The following is a 15,781-nucleotide window of genomic DNA, read 5'->3' as shown; positions in this document are numbered from 1 at the left end:
AATTTTGCTGATATTTCACAAAAGTAGTCATATTGGACTATTTCTGCAAAATTGCGTTATTTGCTCGGGTAATCTCTGCAAAATCTATGGTTTGTGGTCATTTTAGACGATAACACTTAAAAGAACTTGACAAACTACCCGCAGTTATTATTATGTGAGGAGAGTTTGTTGACTTAGAATAGTATCCTTATGAAAGAAATGACCAAAAAAATCATTGATATTGCAAACCAAAAGGGGCGGATAACTTCCGCTGACCTTGTGGACATAGGTGCGAGCCGAACAAGCCTGGCTTATCTGGCAAGTCGTGGTATTTTGCGAAGAATAGCAAGAGGAATTTATGTGCCTGCTGGTCGCATTGCCGACAATGAAACATTTCAATCGGTTTCTTTGGCTATACCGCATGGTGTTATTTGTCTGCTTTCAGCTTTGCAATTTCATGAAATAACGACCCAAATGCCTGTGGAGGTGTGGATAGCTATAAAGCGAAACCAAACCGTCCCAAAATATAAAGACAATCCACTTCGCATTGTTTATGTCAGTGAGACACATTTCGCCTGCGGGATTGAAGAGCATCAAATGCAAGGTGTAACGGTACGAGTCTATTCTCCAGCCAAGACAGTTGTGGACTGCTTCAAATTCCGCAATAAGATCGGCATTGATGTTGCCCGTGAAGCACTGAAAGAGTCTCTGGCTCAAGGCAAAGCGAACGTCGATGAAATCTACCGCTACGCCAAAATCTGTCGCATGCTCAATGTAATGCGGCCCTATTTGGAGATTGTACGATGAACGGAATCACACAATCTGTCCACCAAAAGCTTCTAAATATTCGTGACAAGACGGGCGAACAGTTCAATCACCTGTTAATACGTTATGGGCTGGAACGGCTATTGTATCGAATAGTCGCCTCAAAAAATGATGGAATGTTTGTCCTCAAGGGAGCTATGCTTTTTGCGCTTTGGCGAAATGTTCCGGGCAGGCCAACCAGAGATGTCGATCTGCTTGGATTCGGCGAACTGGATCATGAACGATTGAAAAAAGTATTCACCGACGCCTGCATGGCCGAAGTGGTCGATGACGGACTTCGATTTGACCCCAAGTCAATCGTTACCGATGACATTCGGGATGATCAGGATTATCACGGTGTTCGGGTTCGATTGATTGGGTATCTTGGCAATGCCCGAATTGCACTTCAGATTGATGTAGGCTTTGGGGATGCTATAAAGCCCGCTCCGGCAATCATTGATTATCCAACCATACTTGATTTTCCGGCTCCTCGCATTCGTGCCTATCATCCCGCCACGGTAGTTGCCGAAAAGTTTAACGCCATGATTGTGCTGGGCTTGATGAACAGCCGTCTAAAGGATTTCTATGATGTATATATCATCCTTCATCACATGGGTATTGATGAGACCCAACTTGCCGATGCGATTCAATCCACCTTCCAGAGACGAAAGACCCCGATACCAACGGAGTTGCCTTTGGTGTTCACGGACGATTTCATCAATGACGGCAACAAAGAAATACAGTGGAAAGCTTTTCTGAAACGAAGTTTGCTTACCGACTGTGAGCTGTCATTCAGCCAGATCGTTGGCAGCATACAACAGCAATTATGGCCGATTGTTCTGCAATTGCAGAACAAGAAAGAATAATTATAAAGAGGCTCCATGTTCATTTTGCACTGCACAAAAAAGGCACAGGATCGCCTGAAGGTTAAACCGGCTGATGCCTTGTCCGAGCCAACTACCCGCTTCGGGAACTGGTATTGTAATGAATTCACCGCATCCAGACGCAAGTATATGATCTTTGTAAATGAACGCACATTGCTTCCAATTGTGATTTCAGTTAAGGGATTGAAGACAAGCAGGGATATTCTTGAACTTTTCAAGCAACGGCTGTTCAAAGCATTTCTTCTTCTCCAGTTGCCGGAAGAAAGATTTATGCCAGAGCTTATGGAGATGGATGAAGTAGTATTCGCAAAAACGTCTAACCGAAGCATTATTGGTTCAATGAACGATATTATAGCACAGACAAAATTCTCATCTGATTACCATGGCATTGATGTGGATAGTCCGGCGATGTTTGAGACCCTTTCGCAAATACCATTGAAAGCCAATGGCTACAAGCGTTCAACTGAATTGGTGGCTGAATTGCTTCGACCTTAAAGGCTTATACGCATGATTCCTTTCCGGCCTGATATGCTTTTTCGAGTGCCTCTTTGATGCTCCAGACTGCGTGTTCATGAAAATCGTGGGTGTCCCAGTTGCGGGTTTCAAGCGGATAACATACGATAAGTTTCGCACATTTTTGAAGTTAACAACCACGGGTTAACACCCGTAGAATTGCGGCGGAATATTAAAGACTTCAACTATACGTAAAGTTTAATTGGCGCCAACCTGAGATACTATTGTCGCTGAACAGACTTCAGGTACCGCTAGATTATTAGGTTTCGGCAAATAACCTGTTATGAACAATACATGAATTACAAATGCACTTTTTTGAGGGGCTTGAGCAGGTGTTGAGACTAAACCCCATTTAGCGAACAATTCATTTGCGCATTCCTCTACCTGCGACAAGCATCTCCAGGCTTTTCAGTAGCACTCGCTGGCGCCCGTATTTCCACGGTTTCACATCTTGTCACGTGTAAAACTCTTGAAAAAGAATGCAGCTTTTGTTAAAATATATTCTAATTATTCTTTAGTGAGGGCTGATGAAATGCTGTTTTCAAAAACTAAGTTGCTGCAATCGGTGTGCGCTGTCCTGGTAGCCGTTTGCGGATTCTGCAAAGCTGACATAGTCGAATACACTGGATCCCTGAGCACGCCTGGTGGCATCGAAACCTTAGGTTCTTGGGATTCAGCTACAATGGACTGGACCGTCACTCGCGATTCGAGTGACTCGGGCATTGCTGGCTGGTGGAAGTATGAATACACCTTCAATATAACTGTTCAAAATGAAGGTCAAAGCGCTATCAGCCATCTTACCCTTGAAAGATCGGTAGAGTCCTCTGGCATAGACTTTGCAGACTTTCAATACTGGGTCGACGGAGAGGCAGTGGGTAATATAACCACCGAATTCGTCGACTACAATGCAACCAGCAACACTGACGGGGTGGGTCCGGCGGCCATAAAGTTTGAAACCGACGACTCGGACATTTCAGATTTGGGACATGAGTTCAGGCTGAGCTTTTACAGTCGCCGAAACCCGGTTTGGGGTGACTTTTATGCAAAGAACGGAAAGTATTCCGGCCAAGGTCAGGATGCCTTATTTAACTCGGCCTGGAACATTAGTATGACGGATGAGGGCCTTATTGATTACGACCCTATAACGCCCCCTAGCAGTGGAAGCTTGAATTCTCATATCTTAGTTCCAGACACGACTGTCATTCCCGAACCAACCAGCCTTATGCTCGCAGCGTTCGGAATGGGTCTTATGAGACTCAGACGTAGGTCCTAGACGATTTGATCGAGAAGGCTTTATTCGTTGCTGTGGTTATGACCATGTCCTTAAAAACTGGACAATAGATTAAGAGGGAGTTGTCTTAGATTCTTGGCACGCGTCTGAAATTCGTACGGCCGTTTGTAAATATCACGCGGACTCTTGACTCCCCGTGATTTCAGCATCACAATAGAACCCCGTATTTGCACTGTTTTTTATCCGCCAAACTCTGATTTTAAGTGCAAATCCTTTGTCAAGCACCCCCATCTTGCTATAATTATCACCAAATACAATTCCGCTCCGCAATATCCCCGCCGGGTAGATCAACCTCTCGTATCAGCTTGGTGGGGATATTCTACTTGGCTCTATTATCCATCTAACCGCATTTAAATGTCTATTTATTAAGCTATGCGCCAATAGTGCCGAAATAGAATGAGGGCTTCGACCTGAATCGAAGCCCTCCACTACAAGCATCGCCGGGGATGTGGCTGGGCTCGGTTGAACCTCAGAAAGGCCGACCCAACCTGGCGATGCAATATCAGAATGTATTAGTTGTCTACTTGTACGAACTGCACAGGCAACTCCACTCACTTCTCTGCCTTTGCTGTCATAACTTGTAAAACCATCGGTACCACTTAACGAATTGATCTATGCCTTCCTGTATCGGCGTGTTTGGTCGGTACCCCAGATTCTGAACGAGATCATCAACGTTCGCCCAGGTTGCTGGAACATCGCCTGGCTGTATCGGCAGCATGTTCTTTTCCGCCTTTGTGCCTAATGCCTTTTCGATGGCTTCTATGAAATCCATAAGCTGCACTGGGGAGCTGTTGCCTATGTTGTACACTTTGTAAGGTGCTCGCGATGTGGAGGGATCGGGGTTGCTGCCTGACCAGTCAGGATTGCCGGCCGGCGGATTGTCGATCACGCGGGTAACGCCTTCGACGATGTCATCGATGTAGGTGAAATCGCGTTTCATATTGCCATGGTTGAACACGTCGATGGGCCTGCCTTCGAGTATCGCCTTGGTGAACAGAAACAGTGCCATATCGGGTCGACCCCACGGACCGTAGACGGTGAAGAACCGCAGACCGGTTGTGGGCAGGCCGAAAAGATGGCTGTACGTGTGAGCCATGAGTTCGTTCGACTTCTTGCTGGCAGCGTACAGACTGACGGGGTGATCGATATTGTCGCTGGTCGAAAACGGCATCTGTTCGTTAAGGCCGTAGACGCTTGAGCTGCTCGCATACGCCAGGTGCTCGATTTCGTTGTGTCTGCAAGCTTCGAGAATATTTACAAAGCCGACAATGTTGGAATCAACATACGCATGGGGGTTCTCCAGGCTGTACCGAACACCCGCCTGGGCGGCCAGGTTGCAAACACGGTCGAACTTTTGCTCGGAAAAGAGCCTTTCCAGGCTGGTCCGATCTTCGAGATTAAGCTGAATGAAGCTGTAGTTCGAAAAGGTAGAGCTGGTGACGAGCTTGTTGTACTCAATTTCGTCCGCCGCGATACCAGTCTCCACCAGCCTGCCGTACTTTAGCCGGACATCATAGTAATCGTTTATGCTGTCGAGCCCGACGACCTCGTCACCACGAGCGATGAGCTTTTTAGCAAGATTATAACCGATAAAACCAGCGGTTCCAGTGATCAGTATCTTCATGAAACTTTGTTCTCCTCGACGGAAATCTCAATGTATTCTTCGCAAGGATCTATTTCCTGCTGTTTTTGTTTGTCAGAAATCATCTTAATACCTCTATATAGCAGTACTGCCAACCCCACTCCCACACAGTCGGCCAGCCAGTCGCCCGCTGATGTAGTTCGGCCAAACATCGGCTGTGTAAGCTCATCAAATGCTCCCCACGAAGCTACTGTACATGCCACGGTCGTTAAAAATAGCCGATGCCGTCCCTCAAATGACCACAGAACGGACAGCGTGATGATAAAATAGGCTCCGGCATGCAGCAGCTTGTCAAAACCGAATGTACCAAGGTCGACGGACATTCTATCCTGCGGAATATGAGTAACCACAAACATGCCCAGGATAACGGCTATGCTTAGAGTGAGTCTAATCGGGTGGAATTTCATTAACGTTGATACGGCTTCGAAATTAGTGTGTGTTCTTGAAGTAATCAATGGTTGCCAACAGGCCCGAATCAAAATCGCAATCGGGCGTAAACCCAGCCTGGACGATTTGGTCGATGCAAGCCTGGGAATGCTTCACATCGCCTGGGCGTTCAGGGGCATAGTGTATCTCGGATTTTGAGCCGGTCAGCCGAATGATCCGCTCGGCGAGATCATTTATCGAGAGGCGTTTGCCATATGCCACGTTGTAAACGCCTCGGCAGTTTTCATTGGCAGCGGCGTATATGTTGGCAGCGACTATGTCCTTGACGTATATAAAATCACGAGTCTGAGTGCCGTCGCCAAAGATTGTGATCGGTTCGTTAGCAAGTGCCTTGCTGATAAAGATCGGCACAGCAGCAGCAGCATATGCACTGTTGGGGTCCTGTCGCGGTCCGAACACGTTGAAATATCGCAGACAGCAAGTTTCCAGCCGCCCTTCTTCGGCAAACATCCGGCAGTAGTATTCGCCGTCCAGCTTGGTTATAGCATACGGGCTCTTTGGCTCGGGCAGCATATTTTCCAGTTTGGGGACGGTGGGGTTATCGCCGTAGATAGCGGCCGAACTGGAGAAAACGAGCTTTTTTACATCAGCCGCCGCAGATTCTTTAAGTACATTGAGCAGGCCATGGACGTTTATGTCCACGCACTCACTGGGCTGCTGCATCGATTCTGGCACGCTGACCATCGCCGCCAGATGAAAGACGTAATCCGCCCCCGCAACCGCTCTTTTCACAGCCGCACGATCGGTAATCGACCCTTCAATAAACTCCACGTCACGCCCTTCAAGATTCCGCCGATAGCCAGATCGCAGATTGTCCAAAACGGTTATCTCAGCTTTGCCGGCAAAATGCTCGACGATATGGCTGGCAATAAACCCAGCCCCACCGGTGATTAGAACTTTCATAGGAAACCTTTTTTCAGTTTATGCTCTCATTCTCAGGCTGTCTGTTTCCTGCTGGACACCCTGGGGAAATACAGAAACTCGCCCGATGCTATGATATTCGATCCCCTGCTTTGCCACAAAGGGAGGCTCATAGAGGTTTCGCCCATCAAAGATCACCGCTTTGTTGAGTTTGTCTTTTATGTCATCGAAGGCCGGGCTGCGGAACTCCTGCCAGTCAGTCATGATCACGAGCCCATCGCAGCCGTTGAGTATGTCATAAGCATTCTCACCCATTTCGACCTTGCCATCTATATCGGCCACGGCAGTTTCCATTGCCTCAGGGTCATAAGCTTTGACTTTGATACCTGCAGCGATAAATTTATTGACACATCTCAATGCTGGTGATTCGCGGACATCGTCGGTTCGGGCCTTGAACGCCAAACCCCAGGCTGCCAGGGTAGTTTCAGGTCGATTCTTATAATACTCAATAACACGTTCAGCAAACCGATCCTGCTGCTTATAGTTCGCAGCTTGAACAGCTTTGGCCAAAGTCATTTCGCAACCGCAGCCATCACCCATAAAAGATAAGGCCCGCACGTCCTTAGGAAAACAGCTTCCGCCATACCCTAGCCCTGCAAACAGGAAAGATGAACCTATTCGGCCATCACTGCCAATTCCGTGGCGAACCATTTCAATATCTGCGCCAAGCTCATCGCACAAACCGCTTAACTCATTCATGAAAGTAATTCTGGTAGCCAGCATGGCATTTGCGGCATATTTCGCCATCTCCGCACTTGCTGGATCCATGAAAATCATCCTGCTCTTTTTACGCATGAAGGGTGCGTAGAGCTGTTTCATGATCTCCATTACTGCTGGGTTTGTCGTCCCTATGATGACCCGATCAGGCTTTAAGAAATCGTCCACCGCCGAACCTTCTTTCAGAAATTCGGGGTTCGAGACGTAATCGAATGGATGTTCGGTATAACTCGAAATAATATCGCTTACCTTTTTGTGTGTGCCGACAGGAACAGTACTCTTGGTCACGACAATTCGGTAGCCATCCATACAGCGAGCAACATCCTTCGCAACCGCCAGAACAGCCGATATGTCAGCTGATCCATCGTCCGCACTGGGCGTCCCAACTCCAATGAACACAAGCAGCGATTTGGCAACGCCTTCCGAAAGATCGGTCGTGAAGATGAGCCTTCCTGCCTCAACATTCTTTTTGACTATCTCGGTAAGCCCCGGCTCATAGATTGGAATCACGCCCTGGTTAAGGTCATCAATCTTTTTCTGATCGTTATCAACACAGACCACATGATTGCCGCCCTCGGCAAGGCATGCAGCTGCAACAAGACCAACATATCCAACACCAACTACCGATACTTTCATGATAAACTCCTCAACTTTTCAGACTTTACGAAATAGTCCCTATATTTTTTTGACTAATGCTTTCACTATTCTCTCTGCAGCTTTGCCGTCCCACAGAGGCGGTACTTGCGGCTTGCGGAATTGTCCTGATTTCACCACTGAATAAGCTTGCAGAATTGATTCCGTGCTAGTGCCGACTATTTGGTTAGAGCCGATTTCGGCTGTGATGGGTCGCTCGGTATTCTCACGAAGCGTTATGCAAGGAATTTGGAGCACAGTAGTTTCCTCCTGGATGCCGCCCGAATCGGTAAGGACTATTTTGGCGGAAGAGGTTAGCTTCAAGAAATCCAGATAACCCACAGGTTCGAGAAGATGCAAGTTGGTCATATCTTCGATTCGACTGCCGAGTTCAGTACCCGCGATATTGTTCCTTGTACGCGGATGCATTGGGAAGATAATTGGCAAGTCCTTCTGAATAACTTCTAACGCATCCAAAATACGGCTGAACACTACCGGATCATCCACATTGCTCGGACGATGCATAGTCAAAACTGCATAGCCATCGCCATTGACACCGAATCTGGACTCAAGATCGGCAAGCATATTTGACTTTTGAGCCTTTTCCAGATTCTTCAGCAGTGTGTCGATCATAACATGGCCGACCATATGAATACGGTCGTCTTCCACTCCCTCTGCCAGTAAATTGTCAACGCCGCTCTGCTCTGTACAGAACAACAGATCTGAAATCGAATCTGTCAAAATACGGTTGATCTCCTCGGGCATAGAGCGGTCGCCGCTGCGAAGGCCGGCCTCGACATGGATCAGCTTTATGCCCAGCTTCACTGCTACCAGGCCGCAGGCTATCGTACTGTTAACATCCCCCACAACCAGAACTACATCTGGCTTATGCTCCAGACAGACAGGCTCAAACGCCTTCATTATTTCTGCAGTTTGTACAGCATGAGAAGCGGAACCAATTCCAAGGTTCATATCCGGCTCCGGGATCCCCAACTGGCGGAAGAATAAATCACTCATTTTTTCATCGTAGTGCTGACCGGTATGAACAAGTAGAGGTTCAATTTGTCCGTTCTTATTATAAGCCTCCATCAGAGGGGCTATTTTCATAAAATTCGGTCTGGCACCAACTACATTGATTATTTTCAAGAAGGATCTCCTTTCAAAAAAAAGACAGAATCAAACCAGTCTTTATCTTCTGAATTTCCGAGCTTTTTCAGAAGTTTTTCACGGTCTGCTGATTTCACATAATCAGCCACCAGTTCACGCATTGTGAAGAACGAATAATTGTGGCACAACCAGTTCAGCTTTGGCATGGTCGATCTCAAATTGACATAGCTCTTAAACCGCCGCACCAAACCCAGCGGTAGACGGGGATGATCCGGATCGACTTCACGCGGATGCACATAGATAATCAGCGGCTGCCCCTGCTTGTGCAACTGTTTTATTCCCCATCGGATCAATCCCTGCGGGGCCAACCGCAGATAGCCACCGCCAAAGATGCTAAACCGCTTATCAAATAGCTCTACCATCGACATCGGAACCTCCGGTAGAGGTCCGGACTCAGTTGTTATAAAGTGTAAACCTAAAGGAGCATCCAATAAACCACCATGCCCACGAGAAGCTGGAAAAACGCTGGTATCATATTCATAGCCCACATTCTTGATCACATCAAAAGCCCATGAAGCCTTTTCTGTAATACCAAATCCTGGTGCCCGAAATCCTTGGACAGGCTGTCCAACGATACCTTCCAGGATCAACTTTGCCTTACGTATATCCTCCCTAAAAGCCTGCCGTCCTGCTTTATAGGCAAGAATATGGCCATAACCATGACTGGCAATCTCATGGCCCTCATCGGCACAACGCCTAACCAGCTGCGGCATCCGCTCTGCCATCCAGCCCAGCCAGAAAAAGGTGGCCTTTGTACCAGTCTCTGCCAACATCTCGAGGATCTTCATCATACTTGCTTGTGCCCGTAAAGGCAGATCAGACCAAGTACGAATCTCTGGCGTGACTGAAGAGTCGAGTATATGAAACCAGTCCTCGACATCAATCGAGATCACATTTTTAATGTTAGCATTCAGAAGAAACTCCTCCCCGCTTTAATAAAGGCCTTCCTATCTTCTGCTGTCGGGAATGAAAAATAAGTCGCGTCTTCTTCACGATTAGGTTTACGCTGAACTGTGCCGGCCTTAATCTGTTCTATGGCCTCAACAAGTGCCCTCGCACCCTCAGCCTTGGTTTTGGTCACCAGGGAATCCCAGGTGTCATTAGGATCAATTGCAACCTTCTTCTGTACCAGAATTTCTCCATCGTCCAGCTTAGCCATTAAATCATGGACACTGGTAGCGGTTTCAGTTTCTCCGTTACGCAGCACCCAGAAAGCAGGCATCAGCCCGCGATATTTCGGCAATGGCGCGCCATGGACATTAATACAGCCCATGGGTATGCGCTCCCTGATCTTTTTACCGATGATCTGCGGGCAGCTGATGGATATGAGCAGATCTGGCCTGTACTTGTCCAGGATATACTGGAACTGCTGCTCCCGGACTTTAGGCACATGATAATATGGTATATCAAAACCATCGGCCACCTGCTTTATGGAATGAAACGGCCCTTCAGATGACGGCTTGGCGAACCTACCCTTGAGCTTGGCTATAATCAAACGACAGGCCATGATCCAGGTGCCCCTGATACCAAACAACTGAAAATGTTTGAGAAAGCCCTTTACCGCCCCTCCATGCGTACTCATGGCCGGTGATGCCACGATACAGACCACTTCATCGGGAAAGGCCCGGCACACCGTGGCAAAGGATTGCGGCAGATACAGATTTTCTTCTTGGGTGAGAATAATGATTTTCATATTATTTACCCATACCAACTAAACACTCTATTGTATTCAGATAGTCTTTAGCAAGCTTATCCCTATTAAAATTTTTGAGAACATAGCTATATCCTGACTGACCATATTGTGTTTTCCTATTAGGATCTTCATATAGCAGAATTAACGCATCAGCAAGCTCTACATAATTCTCTGGTTCGATACAAATACCAGCTTTAGCCTCATTAAGTAATTTAGCAGCAAACCCTTCTACCCCCAACACAATAGGTTTTGCCATAGCGGCAGCTTCAAATATTTTTGATGGAATAACAGTTTTAAACAAATCTTTTTTTTGTAGATGGGCCAAACATACATCGGAACTTGCAATGAATTTAGGCATTTCTATTTTTGGTCGCCGCCCAGTAAACACAATATTCGATAGTTTTAGTTTTTCTGATTCAGCTTGTAATTCTTGACGCACAGCACCATCGCCAACCACCAAAAAAACTAGCTCACTATACCCTTTTTGTGACAATAGCTTAGCAGCATCCACAATTACTTTCAAGCCAGAACACATGCCAACAGTACCAATAAACGAACAAATAAATTTATCCTTTATTCCGATGCTCTCTAGCAACTGAGAATCGGGATCTGAAGGTTTAAAAAAGTTTAAGTCAGCCCCATTTGACACTATAACTATCTTCTTTGAAGACACATTTCTTTCTAATAGTTTCTGTCGATACCCTTCTCCCACTGTAACGATAATATCGGAAGCTTTATACATCTTTATCTCAAGCCACTCAAAAAGCCTCAACAAGTTCCTATTCTTTATTGCTCCGATCGCAACAACCGTCTCCGGCCAAATATCTCTAATTTCCAAAATGAATGGTACTCGACGCAATCTTTTCAGCCAAACACCAGCCCATCCACAGAAAAACTGTGGACTGGTGGCAATAATCACATCAGGCTTTTTGACAAATAAACCCCAAAAGATCGCACTGAGCATATATGTTAGATAGTTGAGAGTTCGCCGTAGCGTACCTTTATTGGCTGCCATATAGCTCCAGACACGAATTACATTAATGCCATCAATTAGCTCAGTTTGCCGGAACTTATTCTTATATCCCTCATAGACTATGCCATTGGGGACATTAGGAGCGCAGGTCAATACCGTCACATCATGACCAGCGGCTACCCAGCGTTTTGTCATTTCATAAACACGAGAGGCTGGGGCATTACTTTCGGGTGGAAAGTAGTGAGTCAGAAACAATATCCTTTTACTATTATTTTTGCTCATATATTCCCCTTAATCCATATTCATCAGGCTGTATGCCAATCTAATATCCGAACCTTCCGATGTCATACAGATAACATTCGACTTCAGTTTAATACCAAACCTTGGACAATAATGTGAATTCACTATCGACACTACACTTTGTTTGCTCATATTGATTAGAAACTGCCCTGCAGGGTAACTCACAATAATTTCATGATCATTGAACGATACAATTTCACATTCCGAATGTAAATGCATATGAGAAATAGAATGCACTGGTCGTTTTGAGGTGATTCTATCACAGATTTTTAATCTACCAGATTCATGCCAGTGAACTGCCCTGTGATGAATCGGCCCTCCTGGTACCCGTTCATAGCCGCTATGGTTCCCGCTGAGAACAAACCCATTCTCGTCGGCTTGAAATTTAATATCACGAGGATAACCACGTCTGGCAACGCGAAACGCCCCCCAACACTCACACTGGTCCAGTCCATTAATTTCAACTGTGTTATGTGCAGCGGTTGAACGGCAATACCGCCGCTCATCAGATTCGACATAGTCGTACACTCCACTGTCGATAATGACCCGTTGACCACCTAAGGACAATTCAAAATTGAATATATCCGCATGTGCATGACCGGGGATATAATCAGGCCCGATGTTTCCCGCATCACAGATCACATAATTGTCATCCTTATCGCGCCACCCGTAGTACCCTGCATTCGGCAGTTCAAAGTTGCCACATTGTTCCTGCGAAAAGTCTCGATCAAGCAGCTTGCCACAGTATTCAATCAACTGATCTGGTTCGTTGTAAATTCCCAATGCACTATCATTTAAAAGAGCAATCTGCCCATCAGGATGACATATTTTTTTCAAGGCATCTACCATACGCTCCAGTGGCTCTTCTACCAGCTCAGTAATTAGTCGATTTTTCGTCGCTGCCAATATTGCCAGCAGATACACCATTCGACTGTGATACATGGGAGACAATTCAAAATGCATCCCATCCGGCAGGATCTGCTCAGGTATTTGCTCATGCAGGATGCCCAGGCCACAATCAAGCCATTTCTTTGCCGACTGTCCCTCAAAACAGCTACCCACAAATACTAGAGCTGCAGCGTTTTCAAAGTAGTGGTTACCCAGGAGATGCACTTCTAAGTGTTTGATCAACCACTGGCACTGTAAAAAAAAACTTTTCCATAGTCGCTCAGTAAATTCACCATCGCTTTCAATGTCCACCCTATGTTTTGAAAAGAAAACACCACACCAATTCATCAATCTCAGTGAAACTGGATACGGTTCCCAACCGACTTGCCCTCGGGCGAGCTTATGACTATCGATCCAATCGCTGACGACTGCCTTTGCATCCTCATACTCCAGAGCCCAAAGCCACTCAAAGTAGTGCAGATTATATTGCCATAGTTTAGGCAGATACTCGCAGTTCCACTCAGGCATCCAACCGATGTTGTGTGTGCAGTTAACGAATGAAAATTTACCATTTAAAAGATGCTCAGTCTTATTGTCCTGCATTCCAGGAGGCAAAATTTCAATGCTTGCTGGCCACCGGCAACCATCGCATTCCGGAACTGATTGCTTGCAAAAATGTTCCGTATTCTCAAACTTACCTCGTAATCTATTCCAAATTTGGCCGTACACCTGCTCAGACTTAAGGTGTTTAACTGTATGATAAAGTCTCGATAACTTGTACACGACTTATAGCTCAACTGTTTTTCGTTCTCGAGCAGATTCTACCGCTGCAAAACTAGCCCTTGTGATATTCTCAAGCCAACAATATTCGATCATTGGCTCCCCGCCCTCTTTAACCCGCTGGATAAAACCGGCAATCTCAGCGGCATGCCCCTTGTCCTGACGCGTAGTTTTGAACTTCTTAAAACCCTTGAAGCCATAACCAGTGGTTTTACGGAAGTTATCAAGTCTTAGTACCCGACCATCGCTAAAGACTTCCAACGTTTCTTTCGGATAGCTCTTAGCACCATTAGCAAAATAATTAACGGTACCGACCGAGCCATCTTCGAACCCCAAAATAATCGACATTTTATCTTCGCGAATAGCCGGGCCATCACCCACCATCATCGCCGAGACTGACCGGATCGGACTCTCAGCAATATAACTGAGCAGATCCATAAAGTGACAGCCTTCGCCAATAATGCGGCCACCGCCGCGTTTTGGGTCCTGTATCCAGATGTCAGCAGGAATGTCACCTGCATTAACGGTCATATTCATGGTCAGGGGACCACCACGACCGACAAGCAATTCCTTGATCTTCATTGTATGAGGGCTGTAGCGACGATTGAACCCGACCATGACCTGCCGGTCGGGGCATTTTGCAACCGCATCAGCGATGTCTGGCATATCTTCTGGATATATGCAAAGCGGTTTTTCGACAAAGACATGTTTTCCTGCCGCCAGAGCCTCAGTCACAAATTTAGCATGAGTGTGGTGGCCGGTAACAATAAACACCGTATCCACTTCCCCATCTGCCAAAACCCGTTCATAATCAGTCAAGGCATTTTCAATCTCGAATTTCTTCGCCGCATGTTGTACAGCTGGAGGGTTGCTTTTGCCGCAGATATATTTCAACCTGGCATCGGTCTTCTTGAGACATGGCAAGATAGTACTTACTGAGAAATTACCGGCACCGATCACGCCCACAATACCGCTGCCAGCCTTTTTTGATGCAGGCGCAGTAACCTGCACTTTTGTACTCTGCTCAACCTGCTGGGGATACTCAAGTATAACCCCCAGAGCCGAAGGGTCATTCTGAATTTTGTCATATGCACTGAGAGCATCATCCAGCTTGTAATTATGGGTGATAAGCGGATCGACATTCAAACCGCCTGAGGCCATCGCACCAAGTACTGCCTGAAAGTTTCGCCCTTCGGTCCAGCGAACGAACCCCAGCGGATAATCCTGCCCCATCTGCTCATAATTTTCATCATAACGACCCGGACCATAGCTGGCGGATACTTGGAAGGTGATTTCCTTCTTAAAGAAGTCATCACGCCGCAGGTTCAAGCCTACTACCCCAACAAGCACAATCCGGCCACGCTTACGGCAGCTCTCAGCGGCTTGGTGCATGATCTCATCCGTCTTTGCAGCAGCAGTAATAATTACAGCATCAACTCCCTGCTCCCCTGTCCAGCCGTTAGCCGCAGCGATCGGATCGGCCCCCTTGGACAGATCCACTGTCTTCGCGCCGAACTTCTCAGCCATTGCCAGCCGCTGGCTATTGAAGTCAACGCCAAGCACATCACAACCGCTCGCCCTCAGCAACTGCGTGGTGATGATACCGATCAGGCCCATGCCAAAAACCATAACCCTTTCGCCCAGAGTCGGCTGGACAAGCCTGATCCCTTGCAAGGCGATGCTGCTGAGCACAGTAAAAGCCGCCTGCTCGTCTGTAACGCCATCCGGAATCTTTGCGACAAGATTCCTAGGAACACAGACGACCTCCGCATGATTCCCGTTGCTAATAACCCTGTCGCCTGGCTGCAGATCTGTTACTCCAGATCCAACCTCCAGCACAACCCCGGCATTGCAGTAACCAAGCGGCATAGGCTCATCGAGTTTGCGAAAGACTGCCTCCAGTGTCGGCATCAAACCATCGGTTTTCATCTTGTCCAGTACCTGCTTGACCTTGTCCGGCTGCTGCCGGGCTTTTTGGATAAGATTGGCTTGAGAAAACTCGACCAACATCCGTTCAGTGCCCGCGGAGATCAACGATGCCCGGGTCTGAATCAGAACTTGCCCAGCACCCACTTGGGGGCAGGGCACCTCTGCTATTTCCATTTGACCAGTTTTTAAGTGTTGTAAAATTTGTCTCATCACGAACCAA

General features: G+C 46.9%; 15 protein-coding genes. 4 read left to right on the top strand and 11 right to left on the bottom strand.

The annotated features are described in order from the left end of the window. The first annotated feature begins 189 nt into the window (after nt 1-189). The 3 genes from STSP2_RS07245 to STSP2_RS07235 are packed head-to-tail and all read left to right on the top strand — an operon-like array spanning nt 190 to nt 2,162. A complete protein-coding gene (locus tag STSP2_RS07245; protein ID WP_146661258.1) occupies nt 190-786 on the top strand; it encodes a type IV toxin-antitoxin system AbiEi family antitoxin domain-containing protein in 597 nt (198 codons plus the stop codon). Then, nucleotides 783-1,649, top strand: coding sequence for a nucleotidyl transferase AbiEii/AbiGii toxin family protein (locus STSP2_RS07240; protein ID WP_146661256.1), 867 nt, complete (start codon nt 783-785; stop codon nt 1,647-1,649). Before STSP2_RS07245 ends, STSP2_RS07240 begins: the two co-directional genes overlap by 4 nt. 15 nt (nt 1,650-1,664) lie before the next feature. Then, nucleotides 1,665-2,162, top strand: a complete 498-nt coding sequence (locus STSP2_RS07235) for a DUF6933 domain-containing protein (RefSeq protein ID WP_146661254.1) — start codon at nt 1,665-1,667, stop codon at nt 2,160-2,162. Nucleotides 2,163-2,166: 4 nt separating this feature from the next. Here STSP2_RS07235 and STSP2_RS18070 read toward each other — a convergent pair whose 3' ends face one another. Next, nucleotides 2,167-2,289 carry a DUF6900 domain-containing protein gene (locus STSP2_RS18070; protein WP_418202209.1) on the bottom strand — a complete coding sequence of 41 codons (123 nt, stop codon included), beginning with the start codon at nt 2,287-2,289 and terminating at the stop codon, nt 2,167-2,169. Between the two features lie 573 nt (nt 2,290-2,862). Here STSP2_RS18070 and STSP2_RS07230 point away from each other — a divergent pair. Beyond that, nucleotides 2,863-3,453 carry a PEP-CTERM sorting domain-containing protein gene (locus tag STSP2_RS07230; RefSeq protein ID WP_146661252.1) on the top strand — a complete coding sequence of 197 codons (591 nt, stop codon included), beginning with the start codon at nt 2,863-2,865 and terminating at the stop codon, nt 3,451-3,453. Nucleotides 3,454-4,042: 589 nt separating this feature from the next. Here STSP2_RS07230 and STSP2_RS07225 read toward each other — a convergent pair. The 10 genes from STSP2_RS07225 to STSP2_RS07180 all read right to left on the bottom strand — a co-directional run bounded on the left by STSP2_RS07225 (nt 4,043) and on the right by STSP2_RS07180 (nt 15,735). Continuing rightward, entirely contained in the window at nt 4,043-5,095 is a 1,053-nt protein-coding gene (locus STSP2_RS07225; RefSeq protein WP_146661250.1) for an NAD-dependent epimerase, read from the bottom strand. Further along, on the bottom strand, nt 5,092-5,436 hold the full coding sequence (locus tag STSP2_RS07220) for a VanZ family protein (RefSeq protein WP_169853060.1): 345 nt from the start codon (nt 5,434-5,436) through the stop codon (nt 5,092-5,094). Before STSP2_RS07220 ends, STSP2_RS07225 begins: the two co-directional genes overlap by 4 nt. A gap of 106 nt (nt 5,437-5,542) precedes the next feature. Next, a complete protein-coding gene (locus STSP2_RS07215; protein ID WP_146661246.1) occupies nt 5,543-6,463 on the bottom strand; it encodes an NAD-dependent epimerase/dehydratase family protein in 921 nt (306 codons plus the stop codon). Between the two features lie 18 nt (nt 6,464-6,481). Then, nucleotides 6,482-7,834: a UDP-glucose dehydrogenase family protein gene (locus STSP2_RS07210; protein ID WP_146661244.1), complete on the bottom strand. Its 1,353-nt coding sequence runs from the start codon at nt 7,832-7,834 to the stop codon at nt 6,482-6,484. A 39-nt stretch (nt 7,835-7,873) separates the two neighbouring features. Next, the gene (gene wecB, locus STSP2_RS07205) at nt 7,874-8,977 is read right to left on the bottom strand and encodes a non-hydrolyzing UDP-N-acetylglucosamine 2-epimerase (protein WP_146661242.1); all 1,104 of its coding nucleotides are present in this window, start codon (nt 8,975-8,977) and stop codon (nt 7,874-7,876) included. Then, nucleotides 8,974-9,891 (bottom strand): XrtA system polysaccharide deacetylase, encoded by a 918-nt coding sequence (locus STSP2_RS07200; RefSeq protein ID WP_169853059.1) that lies wholly within the window; start codon nt 9,889-9,891, stop codon nt 8,974-8,976. Before STSP2_RS07200 ends, wecB begins: the two co-directional genes overlap by 4 nt. A 17-nt stretch (nt 9,892-9,908) precedes the next feature. Beyond that, nucleotides 9,909-10,691, bottom strand: coding sequence for a methionyl-tRNA formyltransferase (locus tag STSP2_RS07195; protein ID WP_146661238.1), 783 nt, complete (start codon nt 10,689-10,691; stop codon nt 9,909-9,911). A 1-nt stretch (nt 10,692) separates the two neighbouring features. Next, nucleotides 10,693-11,946 (bottom strand): glycosyltransferase family 4 protein, encoded by a 1,254-nt coding sequence (locus tag STSP2_RS07190; protein WP_146661236.1) that lies wholly within the window; start codon nt 11,944-11,946, stop codon nt 10,693-10,695. 9 nt (nt 11,947-11,955) lie between these two features. Further along, nucleotides 11,956-13,455 carry a heparinase II/III family protein gene (locus STSP2_RS07185; RefSeq protein WP_146661234.1) on the bottom strand — a complete coding sequence of 500 codons (1,500 nt, stop codon included), beginning with the start codon at nt 13,453-13,455 and terminating at the stop codon, nt 11,956-11,958. Between the two features lie 183 nt (nt 13,456-13,638). Next, nucleotides 13,639-15,735: a bi-domain-containing oxidoreductase gene (locus STSP2_RS07180; protein ID WP_205848027.1), complete on the bottom strand. Its 2,097-nt coding sequence runs from the start codon at nt 15,733-15,735 to the stop codon at nt 13,639-13,641. Nucleotides 15,736-15,781: the final 46 nt, after the last annotated feature.

The sequence above is a fragment of the Anaerohalosphaera lusitana genome, from assembly GCF_002007645.1.
Taxonomy (GTDB): domain Bacteria; phylum Planctomycetota; class Phycisphaerae; order Sedimentisphaerales; family Anaerohalosphaeraceae; genus Anaerohalosphaera; species Anaerohalosphaera lusitana.
This window is presented reverse-complemented; position numbering and strand designations above follow the sequence as displayed.

Bases quoted from the DNA above. Each gene is read 5' to 3' on its own strand.
- STSP2_RS07215 (WP_146661246.1), bottom strand. From the start codon at position 6,463: ATGAAAGTTCTAATCACCGGTGGGGCTGGGTTTATTGCCAGCCATATC.
- STSP2_RS07210 (WP_146661244.1), bottom strand. From the start codon at position 7,834: ATGAAAGTATCGGTAGTTGGTGTTGGATATGTTGGTCTTGTTGCAGCT.
- STSP2_RS07180 (WP_205848027.1), bottom strand. From the start codon at position 15,735: ATGGAAATAGCAGAGGTGCCCTGCCCCCAAGTGGGTGCTGGGCAAGTT.
- STSP2_RS07235 (WP_146661254.1), top strand. From the start codon at position 1,665: ATGTTCATTTTGCACTGCACAAAAAAGGCACAGGATCGCCTGAAGGTT.
- STSP2_RS07220 (WP_169853060.1), bottom strand. From the start codon at position 5,436: ATGTCCGTCGACCTTGGTACATTCGGTTTTGACAAGCTGCTGCATGCC.
- STSP2_RS07230 (WP_146661252.1), top strand. From the start codon at position 2,863: ATGGACTGGACCGTCACTCGCGATTCGAGTGACTCGGGCATTGCTGGC.
- STSP2_RS07190 (WP_146661236.1), bottom strand. From the start codon at position 11,946: ATGAGCAAAAATAATAGTAAAAGGATATTGTTTCTGACTCACTACTTT.
- STSP2_RS07185 (WP_146661234.1), bottom strand. From the start codon at position 13,455: ATGCAGGACAATAAGACTGAGCATCTTTTAAATGGTAAATTTTCATTC.
- STSP2_RS07245 (WP_146661258.1), top strand. From the start codon at position 190: ATGAAAGAAATGACCAAAAAAATCATTGATATTGCAAACCAAAAGGGG.
- STSP2_RS07240 (WP_146661256.1), top strand. From the start codon at position 783: ATGAACGGAATCACACAATCTGTCCACCAAAAGCTTCTAAATATTCGT.
- STSP2_RS07195 (WP_146661238.1), bottom strand. From the start codon at position 10,691: ATGAAAATCATTATTCTCACCCAAGAAGAAAATCTGTATCTGCCGCAA.
- STSP2_RS07225 (WP_146661250.1), bottom strand. From the start codon at position 5,095: ATGAAGATACTGATCACTGGAACCGCTGGTTTTATCGGTTATAATCTT.